This window comes from Hymenobacter rubripertinctus (genome assembly GCF_003583925.1).
Taxonomy (GTDB): domain Bacteria; phylum Bacteroidota; class Bacteroidia; order Cytophagales; family Hymenobacteraceae; genus Hymenobacter; species Hymenobacter rubripertinctus.
Genome location: NZ_QYCN01000005.1, coordinates 24,370 through 43,354 on the forward strand (window position 1 = coordinate 24,370; position 18,985 = coordinate 43,354).

6 protein-coding genes are annotated in these 18,985 nt (G+C 62.8%); 1 reads left to right on the plus strand and 5 read right to left on the minus strand.

Annotated elements, in window-relative coordinates; translation table 11 throughout:
- Positions 1-3 precede the first annotated feature (3 nt).
- From D0T11_RS04980 to D0T11_RS05000, 5 genes are all read right to left on the minus strand, one after another.
- Positions 4-2,511 (minus strand): DUF5686 and carboxypeptidase-like regulatory domain-containing protein, encoded by a 2,508-nt coding sequence (locus D0T11_RS04980; protein WP_119654682.1) that lies wholly within the window; start codon positions 2,509-2,511, stop codon positions 4-6.
- Positions 2,512-2,619: 108 nt separating this feature from the next.
- The gene (locus D0T11_RS04985; protein ID WP_119654683.1) at positions 2,620-3,573 is read right to left on the minus strand and encodes an NAD(P)/FAD-dependent oxidoreductase; all 954 of its coding nucleotides are present in this window, start codon (positions 3,571-3,573) and stop codon (positions 2,620-2,622) included.
- Positions 3,574-3,760: 187 nt separating this feature from the next.
- On the minus strand, positions 3,761-9,703 hold the full coding sequence (locus D0T11_RS04990; RefSeq protein WP_119654684.1) for a NosD domain-containing protein: 5,943 nt from the start codon (positions 9,701-9,703) through the stop codon (positions 3,761-3,763).
- Positions 9,704-10,134: 431 nt separating this feature from the next.
- A complete protein-coding gene (locus D0T11_RS04995) occupies positions 10,135-12,873 on the minus strand; it encodes a 4-alpha-glucanotransferase (RefSeq protein ID WP_119654685.1) in 2,739 nt (912 codons plus the stop codon).
- 219 nt (positions 12,874-13,092) lie between these two features.
- A complete protein-coding gene (locus D0T11_RS05000) occupies positions 13,093-13,506 on the minus strand; it encodes a carboxypeptidase-like regulatory domain-containing protein (protein ID WP_182888244.1) in 414 nt (137 codons plus the stop codon).
- A gap of 230 nt (positions 13,507-13,736) precedes the next feature.
- On the opposite strand from D0T11_RS05000, the gene D0T11_RS05005 reads away from it, so the two are divergent.
- Positions 13,737-18,932, plus strand: coding sequence for a translocation/assembly module TamB domain-containing protein (locus D0T11_RS05005; RefSeq protein ID WP_147374527.1), 5,196 nt, complete (start codon positions 13,737-13,739; stop codon positions 18,930-18,932).
- The last annotated feature ends 53 nt before the right edge of the window (positions 18,933-18,985 follow it).

Genomic DNA, 18,985 nt, shown 5'->3' on the forward strand with positions numbered 1-18,985 from the left:
TAATTACAGGCTGAACTTCAAACTCACTTTCACCCCAAAGGTACGGGCGTCGGGCACGGTTCGGTAGGTGAGGCGGTGCAGGAAGTCAACCCGCACGATTTTAAAAATGTTCTCGACTCCGTAGCCTACTTCGACATAGGGCACCCGACCCAACGACTGGAAGGTGGGCAGTACCTCACCGGTACCGGGGTCGGTGGTGGGGATGATTTGGCGGTTGGCCGCGCTCACGCTGCCGTAGAGCAGGTTGCCGGTGGCCACCAGCCGCCAGTTGAGCTGCTTGATGGCGGGCAGGGAGTTGAACAGGAAGCCCCCAAACTGGTGCTCCACTTGCAGGCCCGCGTACCGGTCGCTCACGAACTCGAAGTAGCGCATCAGGTTGTAGGCCCCGGCGTTGTAGAAGAACGACTGGTTGCCGAGGTGGCTCTTGAGGATGGGGTAGGGCACCGTGCTCGGGATGAAGCCCGCGTCGAGGCGGTAGGTGGTGCGGCCCAGCTGGCCCAAGCGCAAGCTGTGGTCGATGAGCAGGTTGAACTTGTGGTAGCGGAAATCGGAGCCCAGCAGCTTGTTCAGGCCCAGCGTGTAGCGCACCGTGAACACCGGCCAGCGCTTGAGGCCCACGGCGGTGCGGCGGTTCTGGTTGTTGGCCACCAGCACCTCGTCGCGGGCGTAGCGCGACTCCACCACCACTTCCGAGAGGGCGAAGTTGGAGTTGGTGGGGCTGCCCGGCCGGGGCTCCTGGGTGTAGTAGGCAAACGGATAAAGGGGCCGGAACTGCTGGCGGCGTAGCATCACGCGCTGGGTAAAGCCCCGGAACAAATCCGACTGCACGGCCACGCTGGTCAGGTCGCGCAGCAGGGGGCGGCTGTTGCTGATGTTGCCCAGCCGGGCCGCCGCTTCGGCCAACGGGTTATCGAGGGCGTAGTCGTTGTCGAGCAGGGCCACCTGGTCGATGTCGTGGCGATGCTCGAAGTTGGCCACCGTCCAGTGCCGCCGGTCGAGGACGCGCTGCACCCGCAGGCCGTATTTGAAGCGGCCGTCCTGGGTGCCGTAGGCCACGTAGGGCCGCAGCTGCCAGTCGCGGTTCCACTCGGTGGAAGTCCGGAAGCCCAGGCGCAGGCGCAGGCCCTCAATGTTGTTGTAGCCGAGCGTGGCCAGAATCGGCCCCAGATCGATTTTACCCAGCGGATAGTAGCCGTTCACCGCAATGTCGGCCAGCTCCAGCATCGAGCGCACGGCCGGCAGCTGGCGCACGGTATCGAGCACGGTGAGGGTGAGCTGCTCCTGGCGGCTGAGCGAATCGGGCCGGTTGGCCGCGAAGAAGCCGGCGGGCACCTCGTAGGCGTCGGCGGCCACCTCCAGGGGCTTGTCGTAGAAGGGCAGGGGCTTCACCTGATTCACCACGAAGTTGGAGTACACCGTGGTGATGCGGGCCAGCACGCCGGTACTGCCCTTGCTGGGCTTGATGCCGATAACGAATCCGGTGCGGGTGGGCAGCCAGGGGCCGGCCGCGGTGGGCGTCAGCTCCTGGCGCACGGCAATCTGGTCGATGAAGTTGAGGTTGGCCTGGGTGCTCACCACCAGATCGAGCTGGCGCAGGGCGTAGGTGTCGGTGGTAATCCAGATGGTGCCCTTAAAGGCCAGGTCCTGGGGCCGGCGGGGCGTCACCTTGAGTTTGTAGCAGTAGTCGTCGCCCACCATCAGGGAGTCCTGCAACTCATACTCGTAGGAAAACTTCCAGCCCTCGGCAATGGGCGAAATGAAGTCTTTGCCCACGATGCGCAGCCAGTTGCGGTAGAAGTCCCAGTCCTGAAACGAGGAACCCATAATCTGGGACACCACCGAGCCTTCGCGGGGCACGGCGCCGTGCATCTGGGTTTTGCTGACTTCCTCGCGCTGGCGCAGCGGGTTGTTGTTCTGGTAGTAGTGGGAGAGGACTTCGGAGGCGAAAATGGGCACCACCGGCCGGCCGTTGGCGTCGCGGGCCAGGCCCAGGGTATCGGCCACGGCCGTAATCTGGCGCAGCAGCTTACGGCGGCTCACCTGGTCGGGCAGGTTATTGAGCAGGAGCTCATTGCGGGCGTAGCTGTCGTACTCGTAGGCTTCCAGCTCAGTTTTCTGGTTGCGGGTGCGGTTTTGCTGCACCCGGCGCAGGATGCGGTAAGCCGGGTTTTCGTAGGGTCGCACAATCACCTCGCCCAACGATACGGCCCCGGCCCCGAGGGCGAAGTTGACGGTTTGCTGGGCCTTGGCAGTGGTAACGGCCTTTTTGATGGCCGAGAAGCCGATGGCCGAGGCCGTAAGCGTGTCTACGGGGCCGGTGAGGGTGAGCTGGTAGCGGCCGTTTTCGTCGGCCGTGGCTCCCTGGCTGGTGCCGCGCACAAACACCGAGGCGAAGGGCACGGGCTTACCGCTGGCTTCCGTTACGCGGCCGCTGAAGGTCATGCGTTGTGCCCAGCCCGCCGGAATAGTCAGCACGAACAACAGCAGGCACAGCGGATAAGCAAGACGCATACGGGGTAAAAAAAGGCGCGGGCAGGAGGAGGGGAAGCTACGTGCAGTAAGATACCGCCGTCCGGGGGAAAAAGCCAGCCGGCTCCGGTAAGTTCCGGGGCGGGCGGCTTATTTCGGACATTCTTCCCGGGTCAGGGTTTCGTTGATGCAGATGGCGGCCCGGCTGCCCTCGGCGGCGGCCAGAATGGCCTGCTGGGTGCCGGGCGTATTGTCGCCGGCCGCGTAGAGGCCCGGCACGGTGGTTTGCTGCTGCTTGCTCACCCAAATGGCTCCCTTGCTGGTGAGGCGGCACCCTAGCTCCTCAGCCAAGGGGCTGCGCTGATGCTGGTGGGCATGAATGAACAGGGCCGTGCGGGCCAGCTTCTCCCCCGTCTCGAACACGATGTGGCGCAACTCCCCGCCGCGGGTACCTTCCAGCCGCACCACGGGTTCTTCGCGCACCGCAATGCCCTGGCGGCGCAGGCGGCGGCGGGCATGCCGGGTCAGGTTGGCGGGGTCTTCCACGCACACCACCACATCGGGGCTCCAGCGGCTTACCAGCAGGGCCAGGCCGGTTACCAGCTTGGCCCGGCCGTACACGGCCACCGGCTGGTCGCGCACTTCCCAGCCGTGGCAGTAGGGGCAGTGCAGCACGCCCCGGCCCCACAGCTCGCGCACCCCGTCAAGGGGCGGCAGCTCGTCCTCCACGCCGGTTGCCAGTAGCACCTTGCGGGCCGTGCGCGTGCTCCGGCGGCCGGTGGGGCCTTCCAGGGTCAGCTCGAAGTGCTTGCCGCAGACCTGCACGGCCACCACCCGGGCCTCTTTAATTTCCACGGAGGCATAGGCCGCCAGCTGCGCGCGGCCCAGTTCCAGCAGGTGGGCGGGCCGGGTGCCGTCGCGGGTTAGGAAGCCCTGCACGGCGGGCGAGGGGGCGTTGCGGGGCGGACCGCCATCGAGCACCAGCACCCGGCGCAGGCAACGGCCCAGCACCAGCGCGGCGCTCAGGCCGGCGCTGCCGGCCCCGATGATGGCCACATCGCTATCGGTTTCAACGCGGCCGGGTACGTGGGGGCAGGCAGGCATGAGGTGTAAGAGTTAAAGGAGGAGAAACACATCGGGCGGTGCGGCACCGGAACGCCGTTCAAAAGGCCTATACCGTCAAAGCCGCCGGCTGGTTGGCCGCCGCACTGAACCAGAACCGGCCAAAACGCCGAATGCCCCTCGCCGGTCGGCGAGGGGCATTCGGTTACTGGTTTAAATAACCCAAAGGCTATTCCTTAATCAGACGCTGCACGAACGATTCGCCGTTGCCTTTCACCTGCACCAGGTAGGTGCCGGCGGGCAGGCTGGTTACGTCCAGCGCCTCATTGCGGCCACCGGCCTGCGGGAAGCTGCGCAGCACGCGGCCGGTCAGGTCCACGATGCTCACCTGGTAGGTGCCCTCCGGGGTGCCCGACAGATCCAACCGCGTATCGGTCAGGTTCGAGGCCGGGTTGGGGTACACGGCAACGCTGGTGCGGGCCGAAGTGCTGAAGGTGACCGTCTGGACCGAGCTGAAGGTGCTGGTGCCATCCGTGTCTACCTGGCTCAGGCGGTAGTAGGCCACGCGGCCCTGGGCCTTGGCAGCCGCCTGCACATCGGTGAAGGCGTAGTTCGTGGCCGAGGACGTGGTGCCCTGACCTTTCACTTCCGCCACCGCTACGAAGCTGCTGCCATCGAAGCTGCGCTCTACCACGAAGTGGTCGTTGTTGAGCTCCTGGGCCGTAGCCCAGTTCAGCTTGGCATCGGCTCCGGCGGCTTTGGCCGCGAAGCTGGTCAGCGTAACGGGCAGCGGCCCGTTGGTTACCGGTGCTACGCCCGAGAATTCCGAAGTACCCGTGCCGGTTACCGTAGAAATAGCCGTTACGAAGGCACTACCACCGTTCAGGGCCGTCTGCTGAGCAGCCGTCAGCGAGGACAATGGGATGGTGAACAGGAACCGGTTGGCGTTGGACTCCGTGCCCTGGTCAATTCCGTTGATGAGCACGTTGTAGGAGGCCGTTCTGGCGTCCGTATCATCGGAGCTGCCTTCGGTGCGGAACGTGAGGTAGCTCTGGCCTTCCCCGAACTTGGTAGGGTCAACGGCCGCGATGTAGAACTCTACCCGGGCGCCGGCCGGCGCATAGCCCGTCAGGCGCAGGATGCCGCCGCTGATGCGCGACTGCGTTACAACCGGGAAGTTGAGCAACCCGTTCGCGCCGCTGGCCGCTGTTTTGCCGCTGGCGTTCTTCGTTACGCCGTTGCCATCCGCCGTGCCACCGTTGGCCAGGTCAATGGCCAGGTCACCGTTGTTGCTGAAGCTGTTCTGCGAGAACGTGTTGTTGGAACCCGCCGTGGCGACAATCCCGTCGCCGGCATTGTTGGTGAACGTGTTCAGGCTGATGACGTTCCCCGTGCTAACCGAACGGATAGCCAGACCAGCCTTTTCTACGCCGTTGAGCGTACCGTTGCCTTTGATCAGGTTGCTCGTGATGGTATTGTTGTTGTTGGCGCCGCTGATGAAGTCGATGCCCATGGCCGCGTTGTTCACGATCTGGTTGTTGCTGACCGTGACGCTCGAGGCCCCCGTGAACTCAATACCATCGGCCGTAGCGCGGGTGGAGTTGCGAATCACGTTGTTGGAGATGGTTACCCCACTCAGGTTGTTCAACCCGATGTTGGCCCCGTTGCTGTAAATCGTGCTGTTCTGAATGACTGCTCCGGTTGCACCGGCACCACTCAGACGCAAGCCCTGATCCGTGCCAGCGGTAGCGCCCGTCAGGCCCATGCCGTTGAGCGTGAAGTTGCCGCCCGTTACGAACAGGCCGCCCCCGTTGGCTCCCTGGCCATTGAAGTTAACCGTTACCTCCGGGCCGGTAGTCGACTCGGCTACGGCCGGGTTGGTGTCGCCGGTGCGCAGCGTCTGCTGGTTGCCGTCGATGGTCGTGCCCGCATCCGTTACGGTGGGCAGCGCGCCCGAAGCGGCCGTCAGGGTAATGGTGGCCTGGCCGTTGCTGGCCCCGCCGCTTACCCCGCTGCGCATACCGGCCGGTACGTTGCTCGTGCGGCCGTCAGCAATCATGAAGATGCTCGTCTCGCGGCCGGCCGTCAGGCCTTCCTGCTGAAGGTTGGTATTAGCCAGCCCGTTGGCGTTGATGATGAACTGCCGCAGCGACCCCTGCCCCGTGGGGTTGGTGTTCGTAACAGCGTCGAAGTTGAAGCCGAACTCGTAGGCGGAGGTGCCCACGGGGCGGTTGAGCACTTGCAGCGCCGTGATGGACTGAGGAGTAGCCGTGCCGGTCGTCAGGGCGCTCAACGCCTGGGTGCCGGTGTTGGCGGCGGCATCCACCAGGCGGGGGTTTTCACCGCCTACCCGGTTTACGTCTTCCGTAATGTAGGTCTGCACCGGAATCAGGCCGGTAGCCGCACCATTCAGTGCCCGCACGGAAGTAACCGTGCTGTTCACTACCCGCACCGTGTAAGCGCCGGGGAACTGCTGGGCGAAGTTGTAGGCTCCACCAGTGGTGGTCGTGGTAGTAGCGACGAAGGCACCGTTGCCGTCGTAGAGCTCTACCCGGACCCCGCTGCGACCAATGGCGTTGCTGGCAAAGCCCGAAGCTGTGGCGGCCGAGTTGGCGGCGGCGAAGGGCCGACCGGCACCACCACCGTAGTTCACATCATCAAACACGACACCCGCAATATCGGTGGTCACCACGACCGGAATCGTGAAGGTGGCCGAGTTGAAACTGATGGCCCCGGAGTTGTCGTAGGCCTGGTAGGTGAAGGTCGTGTTGCCACTGCTACCTACTACCGGGTTGAATTGGAGCTGGGCTCCCTGGGCCGCAGTGATTTCCTGGCCCGCCGTTACGGCCACATTGTTGAGCGTGAGCACGCCCTGGGTAGCAGCATCCGGGATGCTGGTAATCAAGTAGGAGAAGATGGTGCCATCCGAATCGGTACCCGATAGGCCCGAGATGGTGGTAGCTCCCGCCTTGTCCGACAGGCGTGGGTTCGTTACATCAGCTACCGTCGGCGCTACATTGGCCGAGCAGTTCGAACCATCCTTCGCGGCGGTAACCGTTGAAATAGCGCCGGTTACCTGAATGTTGTCCAGCGAGAACGTCGTGATTGTGGTTCCGGCCAGTTGGTTGTATACCGTAATTTGCATTTTAGCATTGCCCACTACCGTGTATGGAACACTGATAGTCTGCGCGGTGGTACCGATGATATTTACTTGACCAGTATTGAATACTGTTGCGTTAGCATCATCAAGCAAACGCACCCGATAACGAACCCTGTCAAAAGCCCCAGCATTACTTGCGGTGTTAACCACAGGCTGCTGAATATCAAACGAAATTGTACCGCCCGTCACGCCCAATAATGGAGTGGTGTAAGAAGCGGTAGCTCCATTGTTTAGCGTTGCGGAAAACAGCGCCCGGCCAGACAAAGCGCGTGAATCGGCAATGTCGAAACCACCTGGAGTAGCGCAGTAATCAATGATCCGGCCCTCGAAGTCTTCGGTATAAACATCGTTGTTCGCCGCGTTGATAGTTTGTACGGCCGTGTTATTGCCGGTATTGCTGTCAGGAGTAATTGTAGAGCGAATGTTGGCGGTAGTGGTCAGGTCGCCGGTGCGGGCTACGCGGGCTGTTACCGTAAGTGTCTGTGAACTACCGGCGGCCATTGCACCAATGGTCCAAAGGCCTGTTCCGCTGTTGTAAGTAGTTCCAACAGGTGGGTTAGCGCTTACGAATGTCAAACCCGAGGGCAGGGCGTAATCTACGGTAACGCCAGCGCTAGTGGCTGAAGCAGAAGCTACCACAGTGTAGGTAACTGTTTGCCCTACACGGTATGGGCCGAGCGTCGGCTGTTGCGTAACGCTTAGGTCGGAAGTAGGTGCATTGGTAGCCGCTACCGGAATCGTGTAGGTAGCAGTGTTCGCGGAAACCAAACCCAGGTTGTCAGTAGCGCGGAACGTGAAGGTCTGATTACCGCCCGCTGCGGGCACCGCTGAATTTAGGGTAGGATTGTAGGTGAGCTGGCTGAGTTGAGCGGCAGTTATGACGGTGTTGGTTGCCGTGATGGCCACGCCGTTCAGCAGTAGCCGCCCCCGAGTTGGCAGGGTGACGAGCGTGTAGCTTGCTACCGTCTCATTGCCTTGTGGGTCGGTGGCGAACAGGGGCTCAATATTATTGGCCGTATTCGTGTTAGGTACAGCCGCTGTCGTCACGTTAACGGCCGTAGGAGCCGCGTTGACCACTGTCGTAATCTGCGCCGAAGGGTCGGTGCCGTTGTTGTTGCCCGGCGCGGGGTCGGAGGTATCGGCCGAGTTGCGGGCCGTGCCGTTTACCGTTGCGTTTGGCATGCGGAAGGTAACCGTGTTGGTTACCGACTGCCCGCTGGTGAGCTGGGGGGTGGTAGCGAAGGTAACCAGGCCGGTACCCGAGCTGTAGGTACCACCATTAGAAACCGTCACGTTCGTCAGGCCGGTGGCCAGCTGGATGGTGGGCCGCACGTTGGTGGCTACATCGAGGCCGTTGTTGTTGGTCGTCGTGACGGTGTAGGTCACGTTGGTGTTCGGGTTAGCGGAGGTCGGGCCGGTAACGGTGGTGGCCACGTTGGCTTCCTCACACCAGGTGAAGGCCGAGATGTACACGGCCTGGGTGCCGGGGTCTGCTATTTCTGTCTGGATGTTTTTGTACACCAGCTCCAGGCGCACGATGGCATCAGTGTAGGTGATGGTCACGTTGCCATCGGGACCCACGGTGCTGCCCGAGCCCGTGGCGGGGTTGGTCTGGCCGGTGATGCGGTTGTTGCCGTTGAAGAAGTTGTTGCCGTTGGGGGCCAGCGAAATGTCGCCGGCATCCAGCTGCACGATGGACCCATCGGCCCGGTACCCGTTGAACGTCACGTCATCCACGAACGCACTGCCATCGGCAACGGTGCCCTTGTCCAGGTCACCCATCGTGAAGCTGAAGTTCTTCAGCGGGCGGTTGAAGTAGAAGTTGGCCGTGCTGGTGACATTGGCCGTGCTGGTGTAGTCGGTGAACCAGTCCAGGGCATAGCCCGGGCTGCCAGCGCGGCGGTCCGTGATGAAGGACGTTTCGGCGGCGGCGGCCGAAGACGAGTAGTTGGCGTTGTTGATGGTAACCGAGCTGTTAGGAACAGTTACCGTACGCTCAGTTTTCCAGTTCTCCCCGTCGGGGCGAAGCGTAAAGTCGAAGACCGAAGCCTGGCCGCAGGTCGCTTTGTTGACCGGGATGCCCAGCTGCGCGACGTTGGACGTCGCACCCAGGTTGTCTTTGGCCGTAAACGAGGCAATAGCCGACGTGCCGGAGTAGCCGGCAGCGGGCTGGAAGGAGAGCAGGGCCGAATTGGCCACCGCGTAATCCTGATTGGCTACGGCGGGCGCATTGTTCACAAACAGCGTGCCCGTGGAGGCCGTAGGCAGCTGCGTGAAGCGGAAAGTGCTGATAGTTCCGTCGGCATCCGTGAAACCCCAGGCCGCCAGGTCCCGCAACGGCTGCCGCAGGTTGTTGCTGATCAGGGTGGCGTTGGTAAAGTCGTAGGCGACGGGAGAGAAATTGTTGACTACCTGGAACGAATAGGTTCCTGTGTTTGACTGAGAGCCCTGAGCATCAACTGCACGGAAGGTAAAGCTACGGGGACCAACTGCGCCAGCAGTTTGAAAGGCCAGAAACCGCGCCTGATCGGCAAATACTGGTTGGCCGGCGGTAACGGGCGTAAAAAACTGCAGGTTGGCATCCGCCACGTACAGCGTACCGTCGGTTGGTATCGTGACGAACACAAACCGGTTCAGGTCGCCATCGGCATCCGTACCTGAAAGACCCTCATTAAATCGCTGGAGGGTATTGTTGTTTTTAATCAGCCGGGTACCGGTGATGTTGGTTACAACCGGGGCGGCCGCTGGGCGGGCTACTAGACCAGATTTGGCGGGAGTCGAACCCTGGAAGCTGGCCGGACGCAGCGCGTCGGCCATGGGCACCATGAGCAGAGACGAGCTGCCGGCATCGTTGGAGCGGGCCTGTTGCTCCGCCGCCGGCTTCACCAGCGACGACGTGGGGCCAGTACGGCTTACCGCAACCTGTTGGGCCTGCACACTACCGGAAATCAGGGGCAGGCTAAGCGCTAGCCAGCGGGCTGATTCCCCCAATAGGCGTAAGGGTGTTTTCATGAAACCTGTATGAGTAGAGTTACCTGACAAAGCAGAAGAAGGAAGGATGAAGCAGAAGGAAGGATGACGGGCTCACTGTTGAGGGCTATCAAACTTACTTCGCGTACGGAAGAGGAAATTTTCTTTTCGGTCAACTGTAAGATTCACCCGGTCAAAATCAATGTTTGGCCGGCTCAAATTGAACCTTGTATTGCTACCCGACGTAGCAGCGCGGTTGTTTTACGTAGTGGGAAGGGCAGCGGATTGAGTGCGCAACAATTTGATCCTGCGTGTCAGTCAGCTTTTTAAGTTTCTGGCACAACGGCGCAAACTATACTGTCGAGCGCAAAGGTAGCACAAGAATTCCAGGGGTGAGGGGGCATTTATCACAAAAAAGTGATAAATGCCCCCTCACCATTAACAGCTGCCTTATAGCACCGCAACCGGAACACTTAGTACACTTGGTTCCGCCCGCTCTGGTTCACCAGCTGCCGCAGTTCGGCCGTAAAGCCGGCCTCCGCACCCAGGTCTTCCAGCGGAATGTGGAAGCGGTATTTCCAGAAATGGATGGGATTGGCCGGCACGTTGATCTGCTCCGCCAGCGCATCCTCGCGGCGCAGGTGCGGGGCCAGGGCCACCAGGTCCTGGAGGGGGAAAATGGCCCACATGGCGGGCGAGTGCAGGTGCTGCACTGTGATTTCGCGGGCCACCCAGGGCTCGCAAAAGGCCGGGGCCTGCTCGTGCCAATGGCCCAGGATGGTTTCAAAGAAGCGCTGGGTCTGCTCGCGGTCTTCCTCCCACCAGCCGCGTAAGGTGCTCATGTCGTGGGAGCCGGGGCTCACTACGCTCAGGTAGGGGGCGTGGTCGGGGTGGCCGAACTCGTTTTCGGGGTTGGCGGGCATGCGCTGGATGTGGAGGCCCAGGATACCCAGGGCCTTCATCACGCCCGGCACCGAGGCGGGCACCATGCCCAGGTCTTCGCCGCAGATGAGCATATCGGTGGCCCAGCGCACGGCCGGCAGCTTGGTGAGGCCCTGCCGCCGCCAGAACGCCTCGTGGCGCTGGTAGAAGAAGTCGTGGTAGAGGGCCAGCAGGCGCGGGCGGGTGTACTCATCAAGCTCCTGGAACGAGCGGCTCAGGTGCAGCGTGATGCGGGGGTGGTAGCAGTCGGGCTGCTGGTCGTCGGGCACGAACAGCACCTCGTTTACCAGCCCGAACAAGCCGGTGCGCAGCCAGCGGTAGTGCTCGGCGTTGGCCGGGTCCTGGCTGATTTTGCCGTTGATGACGGCCTCCAGCTGGCGCTGGCTGCGCACGTGCTCCTTCAGCCGGATGGCCCCGTAGCCGGCGTCCTCCATGAACTCCTCGAACACGGCCGGGGCCTGGGCGTGGAAGACGGTTTCGAGTACGGACCAGCGGATGTAAGGCTCGCAGAGGCGGCCGTAGTCGAACCAGCCCATGCGCTGCTCAATCTCGTGGCGGTGCAAAGGCAGGGCGGGCGAGAAGTGGCCCAGCAGGCCCTCTACCGAGTGTCCCGGAATTTCCCAGATGCGGAAGAAGCCCAGAATGTGGTCGATGCGCAAGGCATCGAAGTAGCGGGCCAGATGGCCCATGCGCTGCTGCCACCACTGGTAGCCGTCCTCGGCCATCCGCTCCCAGTTGTAGGTCGGGAAGCGCCAGTTCTGGCCCGTCACCGAAAAATCGTCGGGCGGGGCGCCGGCCTGCTGGTGCAGGTGGTAGAGCTCGGGCTGGGTCCAGGCGTCCACGGAATGGCGGTAGATACCGATGGGCAGGTCGCCCTTTACCACCACGCCGTGCTGGCGGGCATAGGCCACGGCCTCGCGCAGCTGCTGATCGAGGTGAAACTGGGTGAAAAAGTGGAGACCGAACTCGTCGAAGTCGGGGGTATCCTCGCGGGTGAGCTCGGCCACCCGGGCCGGAGTGCGGAACTCGGCGGGCCACTGGCTGAAGTCGGCGGTGCCAAACCGGTCGCGCAGGCCGCAGAAGGCCGCGTAGGGCAGCAGCCACGCCTGCTGCTGCTCACGGAACCGCTGGAAATCGGGGTTGGCCAGCAGGGTGGCCTTCTCCTGATGGTAGAGCTGGCGAATGAACTGCCACTTGGCGGCCATCACCGGCTCATAGTCCACGAAATCCCGGGCGTTGAGCTCCTCCCGCCGGCGGGCCAGCTCCTGGCGGCCGGCCGGGTCCCGCAACTCGGCAATACCGTCGAGGTGGAGGTACTGGGGGTGCAGGGCAAACACCGAAATAGCCGCGTAGGGGTAGCTATCGACCCAGGTGTGGGTGGCCACAGTATCGTTAATGGGCAGAATCTGGACCAGTTTGAGGCCGGTAGCTACCGCCCAGTCCACGAGTAGCTTCAGGTCGGGAAACTCGCCCACGCCCAAGCCTTTATGGCTGCGCAGGGCGAATACGGGCAGGGCCACACCGGCCCCGCGCCAGTTGCCGGTTCCGTACCGGAACTGGTCGTCGGCGAGCACGTGCAGGGTGCGCGGGGCCGAAGCGGCCGGAATCAGGCGGTCGTCGCCGGTTTCGAGCTGGAGGATACGCTGCTCACGCGGGTCCCAGATGCCGTACTTGTAGCGGGTTTCCTGCCCGGGCGTCGCCAGGGACACGACGGCCGACCAGGTGGGGAAGTCGGCGTCGGAGAGCACCACGGCCCGACTGGCGTCCCAGGCCCCGAGGGCGGCATCGGAGCCGAGCACGCAGAGCTGGTGCTGGGAATCCACGCGCGGGGCCGCGAGCTGGAAGCGCACCACCAAGCCGCTGGCGGCCGTGGGCAACGTGGGGGCGGGAGCGGCCGGGGCGGGGCGGCGCATGAGCGCCTCGGTGAAGGCGGCGGTGTGCAGCTCGTTTTCGGCCAGGGCGGGGGCGCGCCAGAAATCGGCCAGCACCACGCGGGTAAACAGATCGGCCACCGGCCCCAGGGTGCGGTTCGCGCCCCATTCCCAATGCTGGCCGCCGTCGCCCTCATCCAGCAGCGCGTATTTATACGCCACGCCCGCCAGCTGCTCGTCGGGCACGCTGATTTCCTGGGTCCAGAAACCGGAGTCGGCGTGGTAATGCAGGCTCAGGGCCTGGTCGAGGTTCCACTGGCCCAGGCTGGGCAGGGAGCCGCATACCACCAGCCGCTGACCCCAGGCCGTGCGGAAGGGGAGCGTAAAGCGTAGAATCATCGGGAGCTGCTCGGATAGAAATTGGGCTCCAAAGATAGCGGTTAATGTGCTCAACCGAAGCCCGCCCCCGGGGGTTAACACCCGGAATCAGAAGAGAATTTTCGGCTCACAGGCTGCGCTAATGCCTGATTGACGGGCATTTGATGCTAGATTGATGAAGCCCCGCCTCCCTCGGAGGGAGCCCTCAGCAACCGGCTTTCAAGCGGGCCGGTGCCCCGGCTATCCGCGCCGCTGCCGCCCCCGGCGCGACCAACTGGCCTGGCCCGGATCGGGCGCAACCGGAACCAGCGTTACCACCAGGTTTTTCTCGGCTTCGGGGGCCCGCAGGGTAATTTGCTGGGACGCGAAGCCCGGGTAGGCCACCACCAGCTGAACCGGCAGGCCCGCTGGCAGTTGCAGCAGAAAAAAACCCTCGGCATTGACAATAACCGGCACCTGGCGCGGCCCGGCCACCGTCACGGTAGCCCCCGGCAGCGGCAGCCCCTGCTGGCTGAACACGGCTCCGGTAAAAGGCTGGGCCGCCCGCCCAACAGCTGTCACTGCCAGTTGCGCCGACAACCCCAGGTAAGCGGGGCGGCAGTAAAAAACAGGCGCATAAACGGTCGAAGTGCTGGCAGCCGGCAGGGAAGACACGAGGAAAGGGCAGAGCCCGGACAGGTACGCCCCCCACAACCGGATTGGACTTGGATTAAATTGAAAACCGAAGAAATTTACCTCTCTTTTGCCCATGCGTCAACTCTCATCGGTGAAAGGGAGCCTTCCGCCATTGAGTTAAACTGAACCATCGGCTAAAACAGAATAAGTTAACCTGCCTGGGCTTTTTCCCGTTTGGCGAAAAGAGTCTCATTTCTACTCCCCTTCCTTTGCCGGTTTATCTGCGTCGTATTTTGTACGCCCTGCTGGGGCTGGTTGCGCTTGTGCTGCTGGTGGCGGCCGGGCTGTTTTTTTATGTTCAGACGCCTTCGGGCCAGGACTTTGTGGCCAACCAGGCCCAGAAGTACCTGCGCGACAAGCTGCAGACGGAGGTGCGCATCGGCAAGTTCCGCTCCGATTTCCGCAACGCCATCAGCTTCGACGACGTGTACCTGGAAGACCAGAAAGGCGACACGCTCGTGTCGGTGGGCCATCTGGGCATCAACATTGATATTTTCGCGCTGCTCAAGTCGAAAATCAACGTCAGCAGCCTGGAGCTCGACAACGGCCGCATCGCCATCAGCCGCACCGCGCCCGACAGCATCTCCAACTACGATTTTATCCTCAACGCATTCGCCAGCGGCGACACGGCTACCGTGGCCGCCGCCCCGGCCGATACCACTGGCGCGGGCTTTACCTACGAAATCGGCGACGCCCGGCTGACCAACATCCTGCTCACGTACAACGATGCCGTGGACGGCATGAACGTGCGGGCCAAAGTGGGCGACCTGGCCGTGAACATGGACGAGGTAGACGTGGATGCCGCTATCTATAAGGTGGATCAGGCGGCACTTAAGAATGCCAGCATCCGCATCACCCAGACCAAAGTGCCCCCGCCCAGCCCCACCGATACGTCGGCCCTGGCCCTGACCTTCGGCATCAACAGAGTCCGCCTCGACAATGTGGCCCTGACGTACCGCAACAAGCCCTCGGCCCAGTTCATCAGCACCCGCATCGGCGAGGGCGAGGTGACGGCCGACAACATCGACCTGATCAATAGTCGCGTGGCCCTCAATAAGCTCATGCTGCGCAACACCACCTTCGCCTACGCTCAGAACGAGGACGTGCCGGTGGAGCAGCGGGTAGTGAACCCGGCCAAAGTGGTGCGCGACCTCGACGCCTCGGTGAAAAACGCCACCGGCCAGGAGTCGAGCTGGGCGGTGAGCCTGAAGGAGTCCGACATCAGCGGGGTGGAAGTGGCCTTCGATAACTTCAACGAGCCGCGCCAGAAAACCAGGGTGCGGGGCATGGATTACAACCACCTCAAGTTCACGAACCTCACGCTCAATACCGAGAACCTGCGCTACTCCGAAAACAGCACTACCGGCCGCATTACGCAGCTTTCGGGGCAGGAGCAGAGCGGGTTCGCCGTAACCCGGGCCCAGGCCGACGTGGTGTTCGACTCGACCGAAACCCGCCTCGACAACCTCGACCTCGTAACGCCTCACACCCGCATCCGGCGCACGCTGGCCATGCAGTACGAGAGCCTCGACGCCATTGCCGACGACCTGGCCAACCTGCGCCTCGAAGCCGATCTGCGCGATTCCCGCCTCGGCTTCCGCGACATTCTGTACCTCTCGCCCGATCTGGCCAACACACCGCCCTTCACCACCGGTCCCAACCAGTCGGTGCTCATCAGTGGCAAAGTTGATGGCCGGGTGGGCGACCTGCGCATCAAGGGCCTGGAAGTGGTGGGCCTGCGCAACACCCAGCTGCTGGCCAGCGGCCGGATTCAGGGCCTACCCGAAACCGACCGTCGCCTCTACGTCGACCTCGACATTCAGAAGCTCGTGACCACCAACGCCGATATCCGGAGCCTGGCCCCGAAGGGCACGATTCCGGCCGGCTATTCGCTGCCGCCCCTCATGACGGTGCGCGGCACGTTTAAGGGCCGCCCCACGGCGCTGGTATTCGATACCGACCTAAAGGCCAGCACCACCTACGGCAACCTGGCCGCGAAAGTAAACGTGGGCGCGGGCCCCGTGGGCCAGGAGCCGGTAAAGGCTGTATTCAGTACCCAGCAGCTCAACGTGGGCAAGCTCATCGGCGACCCCACCATTGGTACCGTCACGGCCAGCGGCACGCTCAACGGCCGCGGCGGCCTCGACCCCAATCTGCTGCGCGGCCAACTGAACGCCAAGGTGCAGCAGGCTACTTACAACGGCTACACCTACAAGGGCATCACGGCCAAGGTGGATATCGACCGCAACCGCTACGTAGTGGACGCCAGCAGCAAGGACGACCCCAACCTCAACCTCGACCTGCTGGCCACCATCGACCTGCGCAACGCCTCGAACCCCACTTATACCGTCGACCGGCTGAACCTGCGGGGCGTGAACCTCACGGCCCTGGGCTTTTACACCGGCGGCAACCTGAGCATTCAGGGCGACCTGAAGGCCAGCCTGAGTGGCTCCGACCTGAACACGATTAACGGCACGTTCTCGGGCAGCCGCATTGCCATCGTCAGCGACGGCCAGCCGTTCGTGCTCGACTCGGTGAGCGGGCGGATTGTGCAGCGCACCGGCCGCACCGAGGTGGACTTTGCCAGCTCGGTGGCTGACCTCACGCTGCGCGGCAACACCCGCCTCGGCGACATTGCCACGGCTTTGCAGCAGCACATCGACCGGTACTTCGATTTGCCCGGTATCCGCTACCGGCCCAACAATGCCAACCAGCAGTTCACGTTCGAGGCCAACGTGAAGGACCCCAAAATTATCCGGCAGTTCGTGCCCGATCTGCAGCAGATTTCGCCCTTCCGGCTTACCGGCGGCTTCGACAGCCGGGAGGCCGACCTGCGCCTGAGCACCCGCATTGCCCGCATCAAATACATGGGCTACCAGCTCGATTCGTTGCGGCTCAAGGTATCGTCGGACCCGCAGGCGCTGGACTACGCGCTCAAGCTCAACCACATTCGGCAGGATACCACGCTCAACCTGCCCAATCCCAGCCTGACGGGCAGTATCGCCAACAACAAGGTGGGCACGCACCTGCGCATTGCCGAAAACGACAGTACCACGAACCTCGATTTGGCCGGCACGCTCGACGTACTCAACGAGGGCGCGGCCTACTCGTTCAGCTTCGACCCCAAGCTGGTGCTCAACAACCAGCAGTGGGCCGTGCAGCCCGCTAACTCGTTGCGCTACGATACCAACACCGGGGCCATACGGGCCGAAAACGTCCGCCTGAGTCAGGGCGACCAGAGCATTGCCCTGCAAACGCTGGCCGGGGCCGATTACCCGCTGCAGGCCCAGTTCAGCAACCTCAACCTCAACCAGTTGGCTACGGCCGGCGGCCTCCAGGATTCGCTGGTGGGCGGCACGCTCAATGGTCAGGCCATCATCAAGGCCCTGGGCCAGCCGCGCATGGCGTTTACGGCCAACGCCGGCCTGATGGGGCTGGCCTATAACAAGGCCGTCATCGGCGACATTACGCTGCAGGCGGGCAACCCCGCCGCCGACCGCTACAACCTGGACCTGCGCCTGACCGGCGGCCCCCAAAACCATGATGTGCGCCTGACGGGCGACTATCTGGCCAGCGGTGCTCTCGATATGCAGGCCAACGTCACGCGCTTCGGGCTGGGTATCATCGAGCCGTTTGCCCTGGGCGAAATCCGGGAAACCAGCGGCTTCCTGAGCGGGTTGCTCGCCATCAGGGGCACCGCCTCGGCCCCGCAGGTGCGCGGTAAGCTCACGACCAATAACGCCGGCTTTACCCTGACCCAGCTCGGGGCCCCCTTCAGGCTGCCCCAGGAGGATCTGGTGTTCGATGACAAAGGCATTCTGTTTGATGACTTCGTGATTCTCGACTCGCTGGGCAACAAGGGCGTGGTGAATGGGCACGTGCTGACCAAGAACTTCATCGACTACGGTTTCCAGCTGCGGGCCGTGACCGACAATTTCATTGCCGTGCAGAGCACCCGCCGCGACAATGCGCTGTTCTGGGGCAAGCTCATCGTGGATTCGGACTCGCGCATTACCGGCGACCTGAACCTGATGCGCGTCCGTACGACGGCTACCATCGTGGATGGCTCCGACTTCTACGCGGCCGTGCCCAACGATGAGGCCGATAAGGTCAGCTCGGCTGGCATCGTGGAGTTCATCGACAAGAGTGCGCCTATCGACACCATGCTGCTGCGGCAGCTGGCCAAGCAGGATTCGGCCAAAACGGCGGCCGGCTACGACATCGCGGCCACCATCACGGTCACCGACGACACGCCGTTTACCATCATCATTGATGAGGCCTCGGGCGACAACCTGAAGGTGCGGGCCAACGGCACGCTTAATACGGCCATCGACCCGGTGGGCAACATCACGCTCAGCGGCCGGCTGGCCGTGAAGAGCGGCAGCTACCACATGTCGCTCTACGAACTCACGGAGCGCGACTTCCTGATTGCTGAGGGCAGCACCATTACCTGGTCGGGCGACCCGTACAACGGCATTGCCGATGTATCGGCCATTTATGTGGCCAAGGCCGCGCCGGCCGAGTTGCTCTCGGGCCAGGGCGTGAGCGACGAAACGCTGAAGTCGACGGCCCGCAATACGCTGCCTTTCAACGTGTATCTGAACGTGGACGGGGAGTTGCTCAAGCCCGAAATCAGCTTCGATATCAAGCTGCCCGAGGACACGCGCTCCGATTTGCGTACCCAGATCGAGAACCGCCTGGCCCAGCTGCGCCAGCCCAGCCAGACCGATGAGCTCAACAAGCAGGTGTTCTCGCTGCTGGTACTCAACCGCTTCCTGGCCGAAAATCCGTTCGAGAGCAGCGGGGGCAGCATAGTGGCCGACCAGCTACGGGGCAGTGCCAGCCAGGTGCTCACCCAGCAGCTCCAGAACCTGACGGGCTCTTACCTCTCCAATCTGGGCGTGGAGCTGGGCGTGAATTCCCAGGCCGACTACTCTTCGGGCACCGAGAAAACCCGCACCGACCTGAACGTGGCCGTGCGCCGCCAGCTCTTCAACGACCGGGTAACCGTACGCCTGGGTACCGACGTGCCGCTGGCCGGCGGCAACCAGGCCAGTGGCGGCCAGCAGAGCGTGAGCAACTTTGCCGGCGACGTGAGCATCGAGTACGACATTCTGGCCAACGGCCGCCTGCGCCTGCGCGCTTACCGCAACAACGCCTACGGCGACATCGACGGGCAGTACGTGCGCAACGGGGCCTCGCTGATCTACCAGCGCGACTATAAGAACTTTGCCGACCTGTTCAAGGGCATCGACAAGGACGTGAAGCAGGAAAACAAAGACATCCGCAAGCGCCAGAAGGAGCAGGAGAAGGCCGCCGATGATTCGGTGAAAACCACTACGACCGTACCACCCCGCCGCGACTCGGCGCGGGTGGCGCAGCGGCCTACTAGCGGCAGCAAGTAGATGTCAGTGAAGAAGAACGTCATGCACAGCTATGCTCTGCATGACGTTCTTCC